This window comes from Streptomyces parvus (genome assembly GCF_032121415.1).
Lineage (GTDB): Bacteria > Actinomycetota > Actinomycetes > Streptomycetales > Streptomycetaceae > Streptomyces > Streptomyces globisporus_A.
The window spans coordinates 5,579,109-5,599,003 of sequence record NZ_CP135079.1; the positions used below are offsets into that span (position 1 = coordinate 5,579,109).

A 19,895-nucleotide genomic window follows, 5' to 3' on the forward strand; every position below is an offset into this window, starting at 1 on the left:
GGGGAGGGGCGGTCAGGGAGGGGGTGTTCAGCGCGCGGGCGGCAGGCTCGGGTCGCGAACCCCGGGCGACAGTGAATCGCCGACCTGGTTGATCAGTTCGGACATCATGTAGCTGACCTCGCCGATGTCCGCGTCCCTGGTGGTGGTGACGAGCAGCGAGGCCCCGCTGGAGACCGCCATCGAGAACATGTAGCCGCCCTCCATCGCGGTGAGGCTGTGCTCCACCGGGTCGGTATCGGTCAACTGGGCTGCCGCGGAGAGCAGGTTGACGACGCCGGACGCGATGGCGGCCAGCCGCTCCGCGTCGTCGCGCTCTACGCCGGTGTACGCCAACGCGAGTCCGTCCACGGACACGGCTATCGCCTGGGTGACTTCCGGGAGGCGCCCGGCGAAATCGCTCAGGATCCAGCTCAGGTCGGAGGAGGTGGTCATTTCTCGGTCCGTTCGGTGTGGTCGTCCGGGGCGGAACGCCCCCGGTGGTTCGTGCTCCTGTTGATCCCCTGGGCATAGGCCGCCAGTACGTCGGAGACCTGCCGGGAGTCCCGGCGGCGGGGCGACGGCCGCGGGGAGCCGGCGCCGGGGCGCTGTTCGGCGCCCTCCCGTCGGCCCGCGGCGGGCCACTGCTGGGGCGCTCGGCGCTGGCGCACGGGCAGCCCCGAGGAGCTGACACCCGCGACCCGTGACACCGGCTCGTCGCGCGCGGGGCGCGGCGCGGGCGCCGCGCCGTGTCCCCGATCCCGCGCGCCGCCGCCCGGGCCGTCGTCACGGGGCCGCTCGTGGCCGGGCGGGGTTTCCCGGTCGCCGCCGGCCGCCGGTGCGTCGGCCCCGGCAGCACCGACGCCCGTCCCTACGGCCGGGCCCATGCCCGTACCGACGGCCGGACCCATGGCCGGACCGATCCCCGCGCCGACCGGGGTGCCATGGCGGCCGGGCCGTGCCCCCGCTCGGGCCGGCTGCCTGCGGCCCTGCGGCCCCGGGGGTGTGATCGGCGGGGGCGTCTCGTAACCGACATCGTTGCCAGGATCGCCCTGCGACGGCCCTTGGTCTTCCACGAAGTCCAGGGCCAGCACCTTCGCGGGCAGCGTGACCTCGGCGATGGTGCCGGGGCCCGAGGAGTCGCGCAGCTCGACAACGATGCCGTGGCGCGCGGCGAGCCGGGCCACCACGTGCAGCCCCATGGACCGGACGTCGCCGATGCCCGCCTGCGGTTCGCGCAGCGCGGCGTTGTGGACGGCGCGGCGCTCCGCCGTCATGCCCACCCCCTCGTCGACGATCTGCACGACCGCCCGGTCCCACAGCCGCCAGACGGCGACCCCGACCTGCTTGTCCGGGGGCGAGTACCGGGTCGCGTTGTCGAGCAGCTCCGCCAGGATGTGCGCCACGTCGTGGACGGCGCGGGCGGTGATGCCGATTCCCGACTCGATCACGCCGAGCGAGACGCGGTCGAACCGCTCGATCTGCTGCGCGGCGGCCACGATGACGGTGGAGCACCCCACATCGGCGGATCGGACCCGGGCATTCCCGTAACCGCCCAGCACCAGAAGGTTGTTGGTGTTGCGCTCCATGCGCACCGCGAGATGGTCGAGCGCGAAGAGGGTCTTCATCCGTACGGGGTCGGCCTCGTCCCGCTGCACGGTGTCCAGTTCGGAGACCATGACCGCGGTGAGCCGGGCTCCCCGGCGCGCGACACCGACCAGTGTCTCGGCCAACTGCTCGTGCGCATGCGCCTGTTGTGCGGCGAGACGGACGGCTTCGTGATGGACGGCGTTGAACGCCTCACCGACCTCGCCGATCTCGTCCTCGCCCGTGGTCCTGACCGGGTCACCGGTGCGCCGGGCCACTTCCTCGGGCGTCGCACCGCGCAGCGCGCCGGGCTGGGACAGCTCGCTCATCACGGTGGGCAGCCCCGAGTGGGCGACCTCGTGCGCGGCGTTGCGCAGGTCGCGCAGCCGCCGGATCATGACGCGGCCCAGGCGGATCGCGACCACGACGACGCCGACCAGGGTCAGCACCACCAGGGCGACCTCCGCCCCGGCCGTCCAGATGAGGGTGGTGCGGACGTCGGAGACCTGGGCGAGAACGGCCGCGTCGACCCGCTTCTCCACCGAACGCAGCAGCTCCTGGCGGTCGTTGGCCGCCTTCTGCCACTCCTTCGGGGCGACCGTGATCTCCTTGCCGGTGCCCGTGCGCCCGATCTCGTCCTCGAGGCGCCGGGCCTCCAGGGCCTTCGCTCCGGAGAGGGTACGTTCCAGCCAGGTGCGCCAGGCGCCCGGGCCGAGGTCGAACATGACGCCGATCGACTCGGTGTAGCCCATCCGGCCGGCGTCGAAGGTCCGCTGCGACGCGGTGGTGAACCCGCCCGCGGCCTGCGCCCTCGCCACGGTGACCTGCTGCTGGGCGGTGTGCTCCGCCGCCTCGGACAGGGCGGCCGCGGCGCGGATCCGGTCCGCGATGTCGGCGTCCACGCCGTCGGCCTGCGCGATGCCGTCGCGGTAGGTGTTGAGGTCGGCGATCACGATCCGATAGCCGAAGGCGAGGGCGGAGACGGTGCTGCTTCCCGAGCGGACCTGGGCGCGCAGCCCGGGCATCTCCTCCGCGAAACGCTCGATACGGTCCAGAGCGCCCCTGGCGCTGCCCGGTACGGCGGAGAGTCCCTCGGCCCCGCTGCGGAATCCGGCGATGCTCCGGTCGGTCTCCTCCGTACGTAACCGGAACTCCTCCGCGTCTCCCTGTTCGGAGACCAGGGCGGTGGCGGCCGCCCGCTCGCGCTGCAGCCGATAGGTCAACTCGCCGGCCTGATCAGCTACTTCGACCATCGAGGTCAACCGCCCTGCCTGGAGCGCCTGATTGGTCGCGGGGGCGAGGGCCAGTACCGAGAAGGCGACGGCCACGGTGAGCGGCGCGGTGACGAGGAGGACGAGGCGACGATTGATTTTCACTGCGCGGCTCCATCGCCGGAACCGGGCTTGGGCTTGAGTATCGGTGACACGCGGATACCTGTTAACGGGTTGTGGGGGTCCGGTGGGGGCGTCGGTGACGGCGTACCGCTGGGGACAGTGAGGCGGATGGTACGGAAGGGGCCCCAGGGGCACACGCGGCATGATCCTATGCCGAAGCACGCTCCTTGGGGTGGGTAAACCAGCGAAAAAATGCACACCGATCGCACAGCGGCGGGTCTGATTCACTCACAAGTGAGCAGAAAACAAAGCCTTTTGAGGATCGACGGCCGGTCCGGTGCCGGTCCCCTGCCGGTCCGCTGCCCCGGCGATGACGTGCACTCGGCGACCCGTGCCGCGGCCATCTATCGGGTTCACGCCGGGGTGAAACCGCCGTCGCGCCGAACCCCGCGTGTCATCCTGCGAGTTGTCGGACGGGGGAGCGCCCGGAAGCACCGGGGCGCGGGCACGTGGGGAGAAGTGTCGATGGAACGGGACGGGTTCATCTCGTACAGCCATGCGCGCGACAGGGAGCTGGCACAGGCCCTGCAGCGCGGGATGCACAAACTCGCCCGGCCCTGGACACGGCGTCAGGTGATCAGCGTCTTCCGGGACACCACGAGCCTCTCCGCCAGCCACGACCTATGGTCGTCCATCCTCGGCGAGCTCGAGCGGTCCCGGTACTTCATCTACCTCGCCTCACCCGAAGCGGCGGCTTCGCGCTGGGTGCAGAAGGAGATCCGGTTCTGGCTGGAAAACCGGTCGCCGGACCGCATCCTCATCGCGGTCGGCTCCGGGGCGGTCCACTGGGACCCCGCGGCGGGTGACTTCGACTGGTCCCGGACGACGGCCCTGCCGCGCATGCTCGAAGGAGTGTTCCAGGCCGAGCCCCTCTGGGTGGATCTGGCCGAGGTCCGCCGGAGCCGGAAGTACTCGCTGCGCCAGGCGGAGTTCAGAAGCGCGGTCGCCGCCCTGGCCGCTCCCCTGCACGGCCGCGGCAAGGACGAACTGGACAGCGAGGACATCCAGCAGCGTCGTATCGCCCTCCGCCTCCTCCGGGGAGCCGTCACCGTCCTCTCGCTGCTGCTCGTCACCTCCCTCGCCGCGGGCGGCTACGCCTGGCAGAAACGCGGCGAGGCCCTGGAGCGCGCCCGCGTCTCCGCATCGCAGGCACTCGCGGCCCACTCCATGGAGCTGGCGGACGCGGATCCGCGGAAGGCCGCCCAGTTCGCCCTGTACGCGGAGGAGGCCGAGCCGACGAGCGAGTCGGCGCGGGCGCTGGCCCGGGCGGTGGACGCCAACAGCAACGTCGCCCGCCATCTGCTGGGCGGTCTGGGGGCCGCGGCCGACTACATGGGCTCGGGAGGTGCCGCCGCCACCCAGGTCGCCATCAGTGGCGACGGCAGCACACTGGCGTACTTCTCGGACCTCGGTGGTGGGGCGGAACGAGGCCGAGGCGTGCACATCCACGACATCCGCAAGGGCAGAGCGATGAGGTCCCTGAACGCCCAATGGGCCCTGGGCGGAGGAGCACTGGAGCTGAGTACGGACGGGCGGATCCTGATGCTGGAGAGCGCCTACAACAGGATCCAGATCTGGGACGTCCAGCGAGGGAAGTTGCTCCGTACGATCATCGCGAGTGAGGGTGGGGACCTCCCCCAGTCGCTCAGGCGCCTGCACGCCTACGCGCTGTCCGGCGACGCCCGATGGGTCGCGGCCACGTACCACACGCCCGGCGAAGAGCAGACCCAGCACCTCACCGTCTGGAAGGTACGCACCGGCGAACGTGTCGACCACCGGCCGGCCCCGGGGGACCTCCGGCTCTCCTTCTCCGCGGACTCCCGCCTCCTGACGGCATTGGAGACCTCCCGAGGCGATCTCAGCACATGGAATCCGCGAACCCGGGGGTGGAGGGCCGGCGGCAAGCTGCCGGACATCCCGGCTGAGGCCCGCTCCGTCGCCTTCGCGGGCAGTGGCGACACGGCCCTTTTCGGCTCGACGGGTCAGGAGGAGGCGGAGCTCTGGAATCTCTCCACCGGTAAGCGGCTCGCCTCGGCCACGGGTTCGCTGCAACAGGCCGTCCTCCCGGCGGACGGCTCCGGTTCGCTCGTGGCCGCCCAGGGAAAGCAGGTCTCCCTCCTGGACGCGAAGCTGCGTCGGCTGCGCACCCTGGGCTCGTTCAGCTGGACCGTCAGCAGCGTCGCGGCTTCGGACGACGGCCGCTGGGTGGCCGCCGGGTCCGGTGACGGGGCCGTGTCGCTCTTCTCCGCGGGCGGAGCGGGCTTTCACCGGTCCCTGCCGAACGAGGAGCGCCTGAAGGCGGCTGAACTCGATGCCGCTGGAGGGATCGCCCACCGGTCCGGGCCGAAGGGGACGGAGCTCTGGGCCGTCTCCGAAGGAGCAAGCGGATTCCGGAGACTGGGCCGGATCCCCCGCCCGGTCCATGAACAGGACGGGGCGATCACCGCCACGGGCGACGGCAGCCGCGTCACCGTGGTCGACCAGGGCGTGTTCTCCTCCTGGGACCCCCGCACCGGGGAGCAGGTGGGAGAGGAGAAGGCCTTCGAGGACTATGCGCCCGAGTCGGGCCAGAGCCTGCGTCTGTTCTATCTGTCGGACGATGTTCATGTGGTGACCGCCTGGGCCAGTGGTGTCCTCCTGATCGACACCCGGACATGGCGTGTGAAGCAAGTCCTCCTCCCCGGGGACGGCATGTACCAACTGCTGGCCATGAGCGGCGACCGGAAGACCCTGGCGGCCATCGATTCGGTCGGGGGCGATGTCCACGTGTGGCGGTGGTCGGGCAAGAGCACCTTCGAGGAGGTCATGGCGGGCGGGGGGCTCGCCTCAGCCCTCAGGATCCTGAACGCCGCCGTCAGCCATGGCGGCGAGAGGCTGGCCTCGGTGGACGCCGACGGGCGTGTCTCGCTCCTCGACATCCGTACGGGCCGGGTCGTCCTCAGCTCCGTCGTCCAGGCGCCGGGACTCCAGGAGATCGTTTTCAGCCGTGACGCCCGCACTCTGGCCCACGCCTTCACCACCGACAGCCGGAGCGGGCTGGAGCTCTGGGACGCGAGGAACGGTGAGTACCTGGGGCAGTGGGCACTGGAAACCCCGGCACGGCCGACCGACGCGACGGAACCGGCCCTCCGGCTCGCTTCCGGCTCCGGCAGCGGTGTCCTCACCCTGGACTCCGGCGGGACCCTTCTCCGCCGCTCCCTCGATGTCGCCGACTGGCGCGCGAAGCTGTGCCAGATCGTGGACGACCCGCTGAGCAAGGCGGACTACGACCGGTACCTGAGCGATCTGACCGTCGACGCCCCCTGCCGGCCGTAGGGGCCGTCCTGCCCGGTGGCGCGTGGTTCCCGGCGGTGACCCGGCGCGAGGCCGGTTCGATGTCGTCGAAGCCGCTGGCGCGGCCACCCTCGTACTTCTGGGGCCTGAGCGTGCCCACGAACCGCAATCATCGCCGCTCGCCGGTGGACACCACGAAGGCCCGGGCGAGCCGGGCACGCCGGTCTGGCCGCCCTCACCCCGCCCCCTCAGCTCCGCGTATGGGGGCGGACGACCGTCGGGGACCTGTCGTCGCCGCCACCCCCCGCCCCGGGCGAACGGGGAGCGGGGACCACTCCGATCAGCGCCTCGGCCTCCCGTACACCGGCGAGCCGGGCGAAGCCGATCGCGTAGTCGTAGATGTCCCGCTGGACCTCCTGTAACGCGGTCCGGCACGCCGCGTTCTCCGGCCACGCCGACTCGTGCCCGTCGGGGTGTGCCCGCTCGAACTCCTGCAGCCGAGGGTGCCAGTGGGACAGGAAGGGCCTCAGCGCCTGGTTGAGCATCGTGATGGCCAGGTACTCCACCGTCTGCCCGCTCGGCACGGTGGCGGTGGGGCGACTGGCCTTGAGCGTCTCGCGCGTCGTCGCGAAGAGCCCGTACATCGAGCTGAGCGCCTCGCGGACCACGCCCTGGTCGCTGGCGAGCGGCTGGGTGGACACCCGCGTCACCGTCTCCACGAACATCTGCCAGGCCACCTGCCGCGAATCGTTGTTCACCGCGAAGGTGAGCTCGCTCAGCTGCGGGACCGTCACCTTCACCTCGGTGAGACGGGCGGTGCGCTGGTACCACTGGACCGCCAGCACCGCCGCCGCGCCCGCCACCCCACCGGTGATCGCGAACAGACTGCGGTTCGTCACCTGGGTCAGACTGAAGACCGCGAGCCCGGTGAGCGCCCCGATGAGGGCAGCACCCAGCAGCCGGAACGTGGTGCCTCTCAGGACCCTCCACCTGGGATTCGGTCCCCCTCCGGGCTGCGTTGCACTCATCCGTCCCCACCGGTCCCTCGTGCCATGGCATCACCGTGCGATGCACTGCCCGGCGACGTGACCGGGCAGTACGAAGATATCGCCAACAGCCGGACCCCGGGCCCAAAAGGCCTTTCGGGCAGAGGTGTTGGCTCCGCCCCGGGGCCGGTGTCAGGCGGAGGCGCGGGCGAGGGTGCCTGCGGTGAGTGTGGCCACCGTCTCGCGCAAGGTGGTCACGAAGTCCAGTTGTTTCGTAGCGGCGAGCATCGCCGGGGAGGGCCGCGCGTGTGTCCATACGGCTCCGACGGCCATGATCATGGTTGCGGTCAGCTGCGCTGCGCCGGTGCAGCTCACCCCGGCCTGCCGGGCGTCCCGGCACGGGATCATCCTGCTGCACGACATCTACGACGGCACCGTGCCCGCCGTGCCCGGCATCGACGTTCTCACCGCCCGCAGCTACCCCTTCGTGACCGTGCCGCAGCCGCTGGTCCCGGCAGCGCTGAGCCGGGCGCGGTCTGCTGCCGTCCTCCCGGCGCCCCTCACGGGGCGCTCCGTTCCGCCGCGAGCCCGGCGCCCACCCGGTCCAGGCCGTGCCGGAGCCTTCGGAAGTAGGTGGCCCGGCTGATGTGGAGCTGCTGGGCGAGCCGCTGATGGGTCCGCGGCCGTCCGAGGTAGTAGTGCTGGAGAATCCACCCGGCCTCGGCCTCCTCCCGCACCTCGCTGTCCGCCAGCCGTCGCACCGCCTCCCACAGGTCCGCGCGCAGTTCCGCCACCGCCCGGGGGCGCGGCGAGGAGAGCAGCGGGCTCTCGGCCAGCCGGGCCGGGTCGGCGATGCTGGCGAGGGCACGGGCCACCTCCTGGCCGGTCGGACGCGGTCCGCCGCGCGTCCCCGAGGTGCGGGCGAGCCGCTCCGTCCAGTCGGGCAGCGCGGCGGAACCGAAGTCCTGGCTGAAGATCTCGGGCTTGCGCCCGCAGCGGTAGACGTCGTCGGTGGTGGTGCCGTGACGCTGGAAGCGCAGCCCGCGCAGCAGCCGCTGGTAGTCCGGGTTCGGGGTGGACACCGTCAGCAGCAGGCCGCCCGTGATGACCTGGCGCAGCAGGCCGCGCAGCAGGTGCGCATGGGCGCCCCGGTCGGGGCAGTAGGCCGCGCCGAGAAGCCATCCCCCGGTGCCGCGCGGGCGGCCGAGCAGCCGGTCCGTGTGCTGTTGGAGCAGAGGTTCCACACAGTTCACGGTGCGTTCGGTGACCTGCTGGGTGTTCGTCAGGCCGATGATCCGGTCGCCGCCGTCCCGGACCAACTGGAAGCTGGTGGGGTCGTCGACGAGCCAGCGTTCCACCAGGCGGTCGGTCCAGCGCGTGTCCAGCCCGCCCTGCCGGGCCCACTGGCGCATCAGGGTGCCGATGGCGTCGGCGTCGTCCGGGGTAGCGGTGTGGATCACGTCCCGGGTCACGCTGATGGGGAACATGGTCTCGCGGACGGCGTCGTCATCGGCCAGGGCGATGATCCCCTCGGTGAGACGGCTGCGGCGGTCGGCGGCGGGTTCGTCGGCCAGCAGCTTCTTGCGGTGGGTCAGCGCGCGGCCCCACGCCCCGCGGTGGGCGGCGGGCCGACGCCAGCGATGGGCCAGTTCGATCACCCCGCGGAAGGGCTCGGCGAGGGCCAGCCCGAGGTCGGTGGGGACGACCGGGCTGAGCCCGGCCAGGGTGTCGAACAGGTCCGGGTCGGCGTCGAGCAGTTCCTCGTCCGCCGACCACACCGTGGCCAGTCGGACCAGGGCGTGCCGCCACGGCCCGGCGGGCTGCTCCCGGGAGAGCCGCTCCATGATCTCCCGGGCGGCGCCGTCGGCCACCGCCCCGGCCGCGGTCGGCGGCGCACCCGCGTGGACAGCCCGGCAGGCCGCGTCGGCGATCAGCGGGTTGCCCGCGGCGAGCCGGACGATCAGTTCCCGGGACCGCGCGTCGTTCACCCGCGCCTCCGTCGCCAGACGCCCGATCCGCGCGTCCGGCCACGGGCCGGTCTCCACGACCGAGACCCCCGTGTGGGCCCATCCCGGCCGGGCCAGCAAAGAGCGCCTGCTGACCACGAGGACGGGCCGGCCGCTTCCCGGCGGGCGCAGCCGCAGCGGCTCCAGCGCGGCGAGGGCGTGGTCATGGTCGGCGCTGTCCACGACCAGTGGAGCCGGGGTGTCCTCGGCGAGCGCGGTCGGCAGCCGCTCCAGGGCGCCGGGCCGGTCGAGGTCAAGGAGGGAGACGGGCCCGAGGCCGGCGGCTAACCGGGACTTCCCGCTGCCGAGAGGGCCGGTGAGATTGGCCAGCCCACGGCTTGCCACCACCTCCCGCAGGGAGTTCGGCGTGGCTTGTACCGGCGGGGCGGCTGCGGGCGCCTCGGCCATCGGACCTCCAGGGTCACTTCGGTGCACGGCCTCCTGTCATAGCGATCAGCGACCCTTCGTTCAAGTGGTCACGCATCCGGAACTTCCCTGGTACCAGCGGGGCGTGAGACTTCGCTGAGACCTCACGACGCGTCTCCCCGGGCAGACTTGTGCTCCGTCGTCCCGCCGGACATGTTCAAGGGAAGGGCCATGGGGACCCACACGATGTCGCCACTCGGTCTGAGCAGCACCGAGGAAGCGGTGTACCGGTTTTTCCTGCGGAATCCTGGCGCCGCCGTCCGTGACGCGCGCACCGTCGCGCCGATGGACGGGGAGGGCGTGCACCGGGCCGCGGCGCGGCTGCGCGACCTGGGGCTGCTGCACGGGAGCCAGGGGCGGACCTGGGCCGCGGACCCGGGGGTCGTGGTGGCGCGGCTGGCGGAGGAGCAGTCGGACGCCGCCTACCGGACGCTGCGCCGCCTCGCCGACCCGCGGCCGATCCTGCGCTCCCTGTGGCGGGACATGCCCGCCCCCTCCTTTGCGGGGGGCGGGGGCGTCCACGCGGGGTCCGCGATCGCCCTGGACCGCCTGGAGGACCTGGGGCAGGCCCTGGCCCGGATCGACCGGGCGGCCTTCCACGCCGACGCCGAGATCCTGGCAGCGGTGCCCGACCGGGCCCTGGTACCGCTGAGCACGGCCCACACCCTCTCACTCGGCCTGCGTTGCCTGCGGCGCGGCGTCCGGGTGCGGGCCCTGGTGGGGAGCGAGGCTCCGACGCCCCGGACCGGCGCGGACCACCTCCGGCGGCTGCGCTCCCACGGTGCGGAGGTCAGGGTCGCGGAGGGGCTTTCGGAGATGGTGCTGGTCTACGACCGGCGCACCGCGCTGGTCCCCGTCGACGCGTACGAGATCGACCGGGGCGTGCTGTGCATCGAGGAGAGCGGCCCGGTGAGCAGTCTCGTCACCCTCTTTGAGAGGTTGTGGGCGGCGGCGACGGACCTCGCCGACCGTCCCGCGTCGAAGCCGGGCACCGAGAGCCCCACCGGGACCCAGCGCACGGTGCTGCTCCTCATGTGCACCGCCACCAAGGACGAGGTGGGCGCCCGGGCGGCGGGCATGTCGCTGCGCACCTACCGGCGCCATGTCTCCGATCTGCTGACCCTGCTGGGCGCGTGCAGCAGGGCCCAGGCGGCGCTGCTGGCCCGCGAACGGGGCTGGGTGTGACCCCGGGCCCGCGGCCCGCGCCCCGGGGCCGGGGCGGCACCGGCCGGGCCGGGCTGTCATGCGGCGGGGGTTCCCGCGCCGACCGGGCCGAGGACGGGCGGCCGCCGGCCGAACTCGCGGCGCAGCGCTGACCGCGCCGCGAGCAGGCCGCACATGCCGTGCACCCCGGGTCCGGGCGGGGTGGCCGCCGAGCAGAGGTAGACGCCGGGCAGCGGGGTCCGGTAGGGGTCCCACCGGGGGACGGGCCGGAACACGGTCTGACGCAGGCCGATCGCCCCGGTAGCGATGTCGCCGCCTACGTAGTTGGGGTTGTAGGCGGCGTAGTCCCGTCCGGACAGCCCGCGTTGGGCGACGATGGAGTCGGTGAAGCCCGGCGCGTACCGCTCGATCGCCGCGCGGATCACGGGCAGCGGGTCGCGCGCCCTGCCGTGCGGCAGATGGGCGTACGCCCACACCGGGCGGCGCCCGGCCACCTCACGCCCCGGGTCGGTCACGGCCGGGTCGACGACCAGGACGAACGGTGAATCGCCCTCCCTGCCAAGGGCGTTGGCGGTCTCCTGGCGGAAGACCTCGGCCGCCGTGCCGCCCAGGTGCACGGTGCCCGCGCGGCCGGTCTCCGGGGCCGACCAGGGGATCGGTCCGGAGACCAGGAAGTCCGCCTTGCCCGCGGCGGGGCCGTACCGGTACCGGGACAGCCGCCGGGTGTAACCGGGCGGCAGGGTGCCCCCGGCGAGGTCGGGCAGCGCGGTCGGCGCGATGTCCAGCAGGACGGCCCGCACCCCCGCCAGTTCCCGCAGGTCGGTGATCTTCCGCCCGGTATGCAGTACCCCTCCGTGCGCCCGGATGTCGTCGGCCATGGCGTCGGCGATGCGCGGGCTGCCGCCGCGCGGCAGCGGCCAGCCGGGGCCATGGGCCAACTGGGCCAGCAGCAGCCCGACCCCGGCGCCGGGCAGCGAGGGCAGCGGGCCGAGGACGTGCGCGGCGGCCCCGGCGAGCAGCGCGGGGGCCGCCGCGCCGCGGAAGGTACGGGGGCCGAGCCGGGTCCCGTGGAGCAGGACCCGGCTCAGTACGGCTGGTACGGCGCGCAGCCCGCGCGGGCTGCGCAGATCGGACAGCAACAGGTCGACCATGGCGTCGCTGTGTGTCAGCAGCGGTTCCATCAGCCGCCGCCAGCGCGGTCCGTCCGGGCCGAGGCCGGCGCAGGTGGCGTCCAGGTCGTGGTGGGCGAGGGCCACCCGGTCGCCGTCCAGCGGATGGGCGTAGCTGACGTCGGGCCGCAGCATCCGCACGCCCCGCCCGGCGAGGTCGAACTCCCGGAAGAACGGCGAGGCCACCGCCATGGGGTGGACGGCCGCGCAGATGTCGTGCACCACTTCGGAGTCGAACAGCGCGGCGCCGCGCAGTCCTCCGCCGATCGTGTCGGCGGCCTCGTACACGGCCACCCGCAGGCCGGCGCGGGCCAGGGTGACCGCGGCGGCCAGCCCGTTCGGCCCGCTGCCCACGACCGCCGCGTCCACTGTGCTCACCGGACGGCTCCCCCGCCCGGCACGGTGGCCGGCACCGGCTCGGGCACCGGACCGGAGCCCGGCACCGCGCCCTGGGCGCCGTCCGGTACGGGGTCCGGCCCGGGGCGTCCGCCGATGGGACCGTCGGCGAACTGGGTGGCGGCCAGCCGCCGGTAGAGGGCGTCGTTGCCGAGGAGTTCGGTGTGCGTGCCCACGGCGCGCACCCGGCCCTCGTCCAGGACCACGATCCGGTCGGCCTCGGCCACCGTGGAGATCCGGTGGGCGATGGCGACGACGGCGCACCGCCCGGCGATGCCGCGCAGGCTGTCGCGCAGCGCCGCCTCGGCGTCGGAGTCCAGGTGCGCGGTGGCCTCGTCGAGCAGCATCACGGCGGGCTTCTGGAGCAACGCCCGCGCCACGCAGAGACGTTGCCGCTGTCCACCGGAGAGTCCGGTGCCCTGGTCGCCGAGGAGGGTGTCGAGGCCGTCCGGCAGTTCCGCCACCACCTCGGTGAGACCGGCGAGTTCGACGGCCTCGGCGATCTCCGCCTCGGTGGCGTCGGGCGCGGCGTACACGATGTTCTCGCGGAGGGTTCCGCGCATCGTGGCGTTGTCCTGCTGGACGTAGCCGACCCGGCCGCGGATCTCGGTGGTCGGGAGGTGGGCGATGTCCCTGCCGTCGAGGAGGACCGCGCCGCTCCGGGGCCGGTAGAACCGCTCGATGAGCTGGAAGACGGTGGTCTTGCCCGCGCCGGAGGCGCCCACCACGGCGGTGAGTCCGTGGGCGGGGACGGTGAACGACACGCCTTCCAGCACCGGCCGGTCGCCGTAGCCGAAGGAGACGTCGCGGAACTCCACTGCGGGGTGGCCGCCCTGCGGGGCCGGACGGGCGGCCGGGTCGCCGGCAAGCGCACCGGTCCGGCCGTCGGCCGGGTGCTCGTCCTCCTGCGGCAGGGTGTCGAGTTCGTCCACGCGCTGGACGGCCGCCCGGCCCTGGAGGTAGGTGCCGATCGAGAGGAAGACCAGGACCAGCGGCGACACCAGGTAGAACAGGTACATCGTGAACGCCGAGAAGTCGGCCAGGCTGATGGAGCCGGCGACGACGCGGGCCATGCCGATGCCCATCACGGCGGCGAGTGACGCCTGCAGACCGACATTCAACGCGGGCGTGAACAGGGCGTTCAGCACGGTGACCCGGTTGCCGGAGGCACGGGCGCGGTCGGCGGACTCCGCCAGGCGGCGCTGCTCACGGCCCTCGGCGTTGGCGGCCTTCACCGTCGTCAGGGCGGCGAGCACGCGCTGCAGGTCGGCGCCGAAGTCGCCGATGTCCTCCCGGTTGGCCAGAGCGGCCCGGCGTAGCGCGCGGGCCAGCCACACCGACCCGGTCCCGGCGATACCGAGGCATCCGACGGCGATCAGAAGCAGCCAGATATCGGTGAACGCCATCATCACCACGGCGCCGACCACGATCAGCCCGTTGAGGACGATCTGGGCGAGGCTCTGGGTGAGCGCGATCTTCATCAGGGAGGTGTCGGCGACCAGCCGGGTGTGCAGGTCGCCCTGGCGCCGGGTGTCCAGGTGCGCGCGGTCGGCCCGGAGCACCTTGCCCGAGAGCAGGACCCGGGCGTCGCGGACGATGTTCTCCCCCGCCCTGCCGATGAGACAGCCCTGGGCGGCGGAGAGCACGGCGTCCAGCAGGAACAGCACGACCAGCGCTACGACGACCCCGGCCACAGGGCGGTGGTCCCCGGCGGCCCTGATCAGGTCGGCCAGCAGCACCGGCTGCGCCAGGGTGCACACCACGCCCACCAGTCCGAGCGCGGTGCCCCCGAGCAGCAACCGCCACTGCCCGCGCGTCAGGTTCCGCACGGCGCTGCCGGACGCCGCCGCGGTGGCCGTCATGACCGCTCCTCACCGGAGGAGGGGCGGCGGTAGCGGCTGATGTGGACGCCGCTCACCTCGGGCACAAACGGGCCGCCCGCCCAGTCGCCCTGCCGGGACACCAGGACGAGACCGGCGTCGGCGGCGTAGGAGTCGACGTCTTCGACGGTGGTGAGCCGGGTGATCTCGGTGCCGATGCTCACCCGGCCGCCCTCGTGCACCAGATGCGAGGCGTGCCAGAGCCCGCCGGGGATCAGGGTGGAGTAGGTCTGCACGCCGGTGCCCGGTTCGGCGTAGGGAATGAAGAAGGAAGTGCGGGCGCGCCCCTCGTGCAGGGCGGTAACGAAGCCGGGGTTGTGGGTCTCCACGACGAGGGTGCCGCCGGGTGCCAGGTGCCGGGCCGCGCGCGCGACGGCCGTCCGCTGCTCCGTCGGGTCGCAGATCAGTGAGAGGGTGGCGCAGACGCAGTAGACCAACCCGTACCGGGAGTCGTCGGCGTAGGTGCGGATGTCGCCGTGCACCGGGGTGACCGGGGCCCCGGTGGCGTCGACGGTTTCGCACAGCCGCTGGAGCATCTCCGGTGATGAGTCCACACCGACGACCTCGCCGGAGAGCCGGGCAAGCGGGACGGCGACGCGTCCGGTGCCCACACCGAGTTCGAGGGTGCCTCCGCCGGGGTGCCAGGCGGCGAGGACCTCGGCGGTGCGTTCGGCGGAGCCGTCGTGGGGCAGCAGGCGGTCGTAGAAGTCGGCGAACACCCTTCCGTAGCCGATGTCCTGGACCTCGGGGACGGTGGCCACGGAGGTCCAGGAGGGGGCGGCGGTGCTCATACGGTCTCGCTTTCTCGTGCCGGTGCCGCGGCCTCGCGCATCGGTGTGTAGGGGGAGAGGAAGAGGATCTCGGGCTCCTCGGCCTCGTCGTAGCCCGAGTCCTGGACCAGGGCGAACTGGAAGCCCTTGACGTCCGGCGTGCCGGACCGCTCGATCTCCTCGCGGAAGAAGTTGCGCAGGATACGGAAGGAGGGCAGGGTCACGGCCACCTCGAATCCGCGGTCGAGGACGCGCAGGATCTCGCTGCCGAGGTCGTACACCGCCTTCTCGCTGCGCCGTTCGGGGAACCAGACGAACTGGCGGGCGCGGCGGCCCTGGATGACCTCCAGCGCGGACCAGTCGGAGGTCTCGCCCGCCTCGTCGAGGGTGCGGTAGTAGAACTGGAAGTCGTGCTGGGCCGGAGTCGGGGCGAAGAAGCGCCAGTTGGGGAAGATGCTGGAGAGCGGGTCGAGCCGCTGGACCCGGTCGAAGGACGGGTGCGGATGCTGGCAGCAGATGGCGCCGAGGAAGATGACGCCGGCCGCGAGGCGGACCTTGCCGTCCGTGCCGCCGAAGGCGCGGCTCAGCAGCGAGCCCGTGGCGTGCGGGAGACGGGGGTTGCTCATCGGCTCTCCTCCTCGGACGCGGCGGTCCGGCCGGACGGCTCCGTCCCGGTCAGGGGTCCGGGCCGGGCCCGCGGGTCCCGCTCGGCAGTGTCGGCCAGGAAGGCCAGCAGGTGGCGGAGTGTCTCGGCGGCGTACTGGGGGTCCGTGAGGATGCCGTCGTGGTCGGCGCCCTCGATGACGACGCTCCGGACGGTCCGGTCCCCGCTGTGGGCGTCGGCGAGGTCCTTGTGCATCAGGAGGTGGTCGGGGTCGCGGTCCACGGTCCGCTGGGCGGAGAGCACCAGGGCGTGGGTGTCCAGGGCGTCGAGTGGCCCGGTGAAGGAGGGAAAGTCCTGCTCGACGGCCCTCCACTCACGCGCCGCGGCGGTCCACACGCGGGAGTCCGCGAATTCCATCCTGACCTTGTCCCGCACCTGTTCGGGCAGGTTGGCGACCGGCTCGGGCGCCCGCATCAGCGCCCCGAACCCCAGCCGCAGGCTGATGGCCATGGTGCGCAGACCCTCCCCGATCCGCGGTGCTGTCGCGCCCTGCTGCGCCGACCGGGTGAGCTGGCCGGGATGCGAACTGTCCACGTAGACGACGGAGTTCACCCGGGAGCCCAGCCTGACCGCCGCGCGGCGGGAGATCTCACCGCCCAGGGAGTGGCCCATCAGCACCACCTGGCGCCCCTCGGGGACCGCCGCGTCGATCAGGTCGACCAGGTCGTCGACCGACTCCTCCAGCCCGTACTCTCCGTCCGCGCGGCGCCGGCTGGGGCCGTAGCCGGCCCTGCTGTACATCAGCCACTGCCGGTCCCCGCCGCCGAGGGCGCGGACGATCCAGGCGAAGTACGCGGGGCAGGCGCCCAGTCCGTGGACGAAGACCACCACCGGGTCCGTACTCCCGCCGTCGAGGGTGCTCTGCACGCTCAGTTCGTTGCCGCGCCGGGTGGTGACGACGGAACCGCCGTGCGGGGTGTCGGTGACGCGCAGCCGCCGGGCCACCGCGACCGTCCCCAGCACGGCCGCGCCGCCCGCCGCCAGCAGGACCACCGCGGCCGGCATGGTGTCGTCGCGGCCCGCTGCCGCGGGGTGGCTGCGCGGCGTGCTGGTATAGGCGACCATCGGGTGCATCGCGGCGAAGGCCGGGAGGAACCTGCCGAGGCCCATGACGTACCCGTTGGCCATGTGGAAGAGGACGGCGCCGCCCAGCACCGGGCGGGTCAGCCGACCGCCCTTCAGGTAGAGCACCGGGAACAGGCACTCCAGGCTCAGCACACCGTAGACGAGGGCGCGGGTCGAGCGCGGGTAGCGACGGGTCAGCTTCCAGACCTTCTCGTGCCCGTACGTCCTGGTCCGCATCACCCCCGCCAGCGCGGCCCCCGACCGCCAGTCGGGACCGAGGAGCTTGACCCAGCCGGAGATCAGGTAGGACAGGTTCCCCTGGAGCGCCACGTACCAGATCAGGGCGTCCTGGGTGCGGGACGAGGGGGCGAGTCTTGCCAGTCCGGTCACGGTCTGCACCATGGTGGACGCCTGGTCGGAGCCGTCGGTGCCGTAGCGCTCGGCCGGGTAGAGCAACGCCCCGCTGACGCCGAGGTAGAGGGTGGCGGCCCCGCGCCACCGGCCGTTGCCGGGCAGCATGAGGGCCGCGCTCGCCGCCACCCGCCCGGCGTGCAGCGTCCGGTTGGTCCGCTCGTCGGAGGCCAGGTCCAGCAGCTTGCGGAAGGGCCTGCTGCAACGGGCGTACGCGTCGCGGGAGATGGCCCATTCGTTCAGCCGGCTCGACCGGTGCTCCCGGCGGCGCGCGAGGTGCTCGATGCTGGACAGCAGGGACGTCGCCGCCGCCAACCGCTCGGTTGCGCCCATGGCTTGCTCGCGGGAGAGGGGGACGGGGCCTTGCAGGGCGGACAGGACCGCGCGCAGCGTAGGCCGCTGCCTGGGGGGTCCGCTCGGGCGGTCGGGGCGTGCGGGCATGGACGGAGCCTTCCGTGCTGAGGACGAACGAGGCGGGAGCGTAGGGGTGACAAGGCGGCGGAGGGGGGCGGGCAGCTCTCGGTCCCGGTACGGGGTCCCACGGGCCGGGCGGGCCGGGCAGGGTGCTGTCCGGGGGCGTACCGGGTTCGTGCGGGACGGTTCCCTGCCGGGACGGGCCGGTGCCGGGCGGGGTCCGTCCGTGCCGGGGCCGGGCCGTGAGTTAGGGCGTGGTGGTGGCATGGGCGGGCGACCGCCCTGGAGGCGCTCGTCCCCGCGTCCCCCACGCACCGTCGCTTCCGGCCGGCCCCGGCACGGGGAGCGGCTCCCCGTGCCGGGGCCGGGGGCGACGGACCTACCGCTCGGCGCCCGGGCCGCCGGGGCGGCCCACCGCCCCCTGGGACGTCGCCGCGTTCACGGGGCTCCTCCACCGGGGACGGGGGCGGCGTGATGGGCTCACATCGGGAGCTCGACGTTGCCGCCGCAGTGGTTGTAACCGGCGACGAAGGCGTTCACCAGGGCGACGCCGAGGGCCGCGCCGGCCGCGATCCCGGGGGTCGCGGCGACCGGTGCGAAGGTCGACAGCGCCCGCCCGGAGGCGGACTCGGACAGACCGCCGACGCCGCGCAGGGCGGCCGGTATCGGAGACGTGTTCACAGGGTTGTTCTCCTCACTGGAGTGGTGGAACGAAACGGTCCGGTGGCGGGGAAACACGACTACATCGGGAGTTCGACGTCACTCCCGGCCGCGCGGCCGGCCGCGTAACCGGCGAGGAACGCGGCTCCCAGGGTGGCTGCGATGGCCACCGGGGTCGCGGTGACCGGCGCGAGGGCCGGCAGCGTCACGCCGGGGTCGGACTCGGTCAGGTCACCGGTCGCGGTCAGGACGGCCGGAGTGGAGGACTTACTCATGCAACTCTCCTACTGGTGAGATGTCGGGTACTGGTGAGGTGCCGGGCCACCCGCAACGGGCGGCCCGTCGGGCCTACTGCGGGAGCTGTATGGTGCTTCCGGTGAGGCAGACCGAGATGCCGACGCAGGCCGACATGGTGAACGTGACGGATGCGACCGGAACGGTGTCCAGCGGCGCCCGGCCGGGGTCGGACTCGGACAGGGCACCGGTCTCGGACAGAACGGCCGGTATCAAAGCGGTACTCAACGACTTCTCCTCGCTGGTGGGCGGCCGTTGGGGTGACGTCATGGGCGGGCGGCGCCGATGGGACGGACCCACAGGCCGGGGCGCCGAGTGCCGTCGGCCGCGTACCCGGCCGACGGACGGCCTTCGCGTCGTGGAGCCTCCATGGGCACGCCGCCCGACGCCGGCGGCCCCTGACGGGACACAGCTCCGACGGAGGGGCCGGGACGGGCCGCCCCGGTGGGAGCGGCGGGTGTCCGGGCCACGCGCCGGGCGTCTTCCCCGGCCGATACGGGTGGCGGGGTGCCACCGCCTACATCGGGAGCTCGACGTTGCCGCCATTGGCCAACTCGCGGGCGGCTACGCCGGCCGCGAAGGCGATCACCACGGCACCCGCGCTGGCCACGACGACCGGGGTCGCGGCGACCGGGGACGCGGCCCCGAACACCTGACCACCGGAGCCCTCGTCGAGCGGGGCGATGCCTCTGGTCCAACCGGGCTGTCTGAACTCGGGCATGTCTCTCCTTCATGGGTGGGCCGTCACCGGGGCACCCTCATCCAGGCGCGCGCAAGCGCACCCGGGACCCGGCCCCCGCGTGAACAGACGTTCTGTGATGCGCTCCACACGATGCCGAGAGCCCGGCGGAAAGGGAAGACCGCTCCGCTGGCATGAGGATGCGGACTCGAAAGCAACATCCTGCGGGTGGGGGCATGGGGGTGGGCGGTGCCTACCGTTTCCCTTGATCCGTCCTGGAACGCGTGGCGTTGAGAGAGTGACTGAGCTCCCTTGGCATGAGGATGCGGACTCGAAAGCAACATCCTGCGGGTGGGGGCATGGGGGTGGGCGGTGCCTACCGTTTCCCTTGATCCGTCCTGGAACGCGTGGCGTTGAGAGAGTGACTGAGCTCCCTCGATGTGGCCGACGATCAGCAAGTCGTCCACGTCCGGCGGCAGGAGGGCAACACAAACGGCGCCCGCGTGTGGGAGCTGTCCCGGGAGCACGGCGCCCGCGACAAGGACGGTTCGGTGGTCGTGTTCCCCGCGTTGCCGGCGTAGACGTATCGGTGTGTTTCGGCAATGCGCGCACGCGCAGGCGCTGTCGCCCAACGCGCGATCCAGCGAGCCGCTGGGCTGGAGGCTGAAGCTGGGGATGCGT

At 72.9% G+C, this 19,895-nt stretch carries 17 protein-coding genes and 1 pseudogene; 4 read left to right on the forward strand and 14 right to left on the reverse strand.

Features of this window, described 5'->3' with window-relative positions:
• Positions 1 to 27: 27 nt before the first annotated feature.
• Together RNL97_RS26120 and RNL97_RS26125 are read right to left on the reverse strand one after the other, a co-directional pair.
• Positions 28 to 432 (reverse strand): roadblock/LC7 domain-containing protein, encoded by a 405-nt coding sequence (locus RNL97_RS26120; protein WP_030581565.1) that lies wholly within the window; start codon positions 430 to 432, stop codon positions 28 to 30.
• Positions 429 to 2,939: a sensor histidine kinase gene (locus tag RNL97_RS26125; protein WP_313751263.1), complete on the reverse strand. Its 2,511-nt coding sequence runs from the start codon at positions 2,937 to 2,939 to the stop codon at positions 429 to 431. The genes RNL97_RS26120 and RNL97_RS26125 overlap by 4 nt, the downstream gene beginning before the upstream one ends.
• A 483-nt stretch (positions 2,940 to 3,422) precedes the next feature.
• Between RNL97_RS26125 and RNL97_RS26130 the strand changes: the two genes are divergently transcribed.
• Positions 3,423 to 6,272 carry a toll/interleukin-1 receptor domain-containing protein gene (locus RNL97_RS26130; protein ID WP_243315483.1) on the forward strand — a complete coding sequence of 950 codons (2,850 nt, stop codon included), beginning with the start codon at positions 3,423 to 3,425 and terminating at the stop codon, positions 6,270 to 6,272.
• A 206-nt stretch (positions 6,273 to 6,478) separates the two neighbouring features.
• Here the strand turns inward: RNL97_RS26130 and RNL97_RS26135 are convergent, their stop codons facing one another.
• Together RNL97_RS26135 and RNL97_RS26140 are read right to left on the reverse strand one after the other, a co-directional pair.
• Entirely contained in the window at positions 6,479 to 7,129 is a 651-nt protein-coding gene (locus tag RNL97_RS26135; protein WP_243315484.1) for a hypothetical protein, read from the reverse strand.
• Positions 7,130 to 7,408: 279 nt separating this feature from the next.
• The gene (locus tag RNL97_RS26140) at positions 7,409 to 7,639 is read right to left on the reverse strand and encodes a hypothetical protein (RefSeq protein WP_243316514.1); all 231 of its coding nucleotides are present in this window, start codon (positions 7,637 to 7,639) and stop codon (positions 7,409 to 7,411) included.
• Here RNL97_RS26140 and RNL97_RS26145 point away from each other — a divergent pair.
• Positions 7,602 to 7,753, forward strand: a pseudogene (locus tag RNL97_RS26145) (polysaccharide deacetylase family protein); the annotation flags it as partial. The gene RNL97_RS26140 and the pseudogene RNL97_RS26145 sit on opposite strands and share 38 nt — an antisense overlap.
• 23 nt (positions 7,754 to 7,776) lie before the next feature.
• Here the strand turns inward: RNL97_RS26145 and RNL97_RS26150 are convergent.
• Complete coding sequence (locus RNL97_RS26150; RefSeq protein WP_313751264.1) at positions 7,777 to 9,570, reverse strand: hypothetical protein; 1,794 nt, start codon at positions 9,568 to 9,570, stop codon at positions 7,777 to 7,779.
• Between the two features lie 249 nt (positions 9,571 to 9,819).
• On the opposite strand from RNL97_RS26150, the gene RNL97_RS26155 reads away from it, so the two are divergent.
• Positions 9,820 to 10,833 carry a LuxR family transcriptional regulator gene (locus RNL97_RS26155; protein ID WP_030581583.1) on the forward strand — a complete coding sequence of 338 codons (1,014 nt, stop codon included), beginning with the start codon at positions 9,820 to 9,822 and terminating at the stop codon, positions 10,831 to 10,833.
• A 56-nt stretch (positions 10,834 to 10,889) separates the two neighbouring features.
• Here RNL97_RS26155 and RNL97_RS26160 read toward each other — a convergent pair whose 3' ends face one another.
• The 9 genes from RNL97_RS26160 to RNL97_RS26200 all read right to left on the reverse strand — a co-directional run bounded on the left by RNL97_RS26160 (position 10,890) and on the right by RNL97_RS26200 (position 19,256).
• Positions 10,890 to 12,359, reverse strand: a complete 1,470-nt coding sequence (locus RNL97_RS26160) for a phytoene desaturase family protein (RefSeq protein WP_243315485.1) — start codon at positions 12,357 to 12,359, stop codon at positions 10,890 to 10,892.
• Positions 12,356 to 14,239 (reverse strand): ABC transporter ATP-binding protein, encoded by a 1,884-nt coding sequence (locus RNL97_RS26165; RefSeq protein WP_243315486.1) that lies wholly within the window; start codon positions 14,237 to 14,239, stop codon positions 12,356 to 12,358. The genes RNL97_RS26160 and RNL97_RS26165 overlap by 4 nt, the downstream gene beginning before the upstream one ends.
• Positions 14,236 to 15,048 (reverse strand): class I SAM-dependent methyltransferase, encoded by an 813-nt coding sequence (locus tag RNL97_RS26170; protein WP_030581592.1) that lies wholly within the window; start codon positions 15,046 to 15,048, stop codon positions 14,236 to 14,238. The genes RNL97_RS26165 and RNL97_RS26170 overlap by 4 nt, the downstream gene beginning before the upstream one ends.
• The gene (locus RNL97_RS26175) at positions 15,045 to 15,653 is read right to left on the reverse strand and encodes a hypothetical protein (protein WP_030581595.1); all 609 of its coding nucleotides are present in this window, start codon (positions 15,651 to 15,653) and stop codon (positions 15,045 to 15,047) included. Before RNL97_RS26175 ends, RNL97_RS26170 begins: the two co-directional genes overlap by 4 nt.
• A complete protein-coding gene (locus tag RNL97_RS26180) occupies positions 15,650 to 17,500 on the reverse strand; it encodes an alpha/beta fold hydrolase (protein WP_030581598.1) in 1,851 nt (616 codons plus the stop codon). The genes RNL97_RS26175 and RNL97_RS26180 overlap by 4 nt, the downstream gene beginning before the upstream one ends.
• A gap of 561 nt (positions 17,501 to 18,061) precedes the next feature.
• Positions 18,062 to 18,262 carry a hypothetical protein gene (locus tag RNL97_RS26185; RefSeq protein WP_030581602.1) on the reverse strand — a complete coding sequence of 67 codons (201 nt, stop codon included), beginning with the start codon at positions 18,260 to 18,262 and terminating at the stop codon, positions 18,062 to 18,064.
• A 59-nt stretch (positions 18,263 to 18,321) separates the two neighbouring features.
• Positions 18,322 to 18,516, reverse strand: coding sequence for a hypothetical protein (locus RNL97_RS26190; RefSeq protein WP_030581605.1), 195 nt, complete (start codon positions 18,514 to 18,516; stop codon positions 18,322 to 18,324).
• Between the two features lie 73 nt (positions 18,517 to 18,589).
• Positions 18,590 to 18,763 (reverse strand): hypothetical protein, encoded by a 174-nt coding sequence (locus RNL97_RS26195; RefSeq protein WP_199814183.1) that lies wholly within the window; start codon positions 18,761 to 18,763, stop codon positions 18,590 to 18,592.
• A gap of 289 nt (positions 18,764 to 19,052) precedes the next feature.
• Positions 19,053 to 19,256, reverse strand: a complete 204-nt coding sequence (locus RNL97_RS26200; RefSeq protein WP_030581608.1) for a hypothetical protein — start codon at positions 19,254 to 19,256, stop codon at positions 19,053 to 19,055.
• Between the two features lie 398 nt (positions 19,257 to 19,654).
• On the opposite strand from RNL97_RS26200, the gene RNL97_RS26205 reads away from it, so the two are divergent.
• A complete protein-coding gene (locus RNL97_RS26205; protein WP_313751265.1) occupies positions 19,655 to 19,795 on the forward strand; it encodes a hypothetical protein in 141 nt (46 codons plus the stop codon).
• Positions 19,796 to 19,895 lie beyond the last annotated feature (100 nt).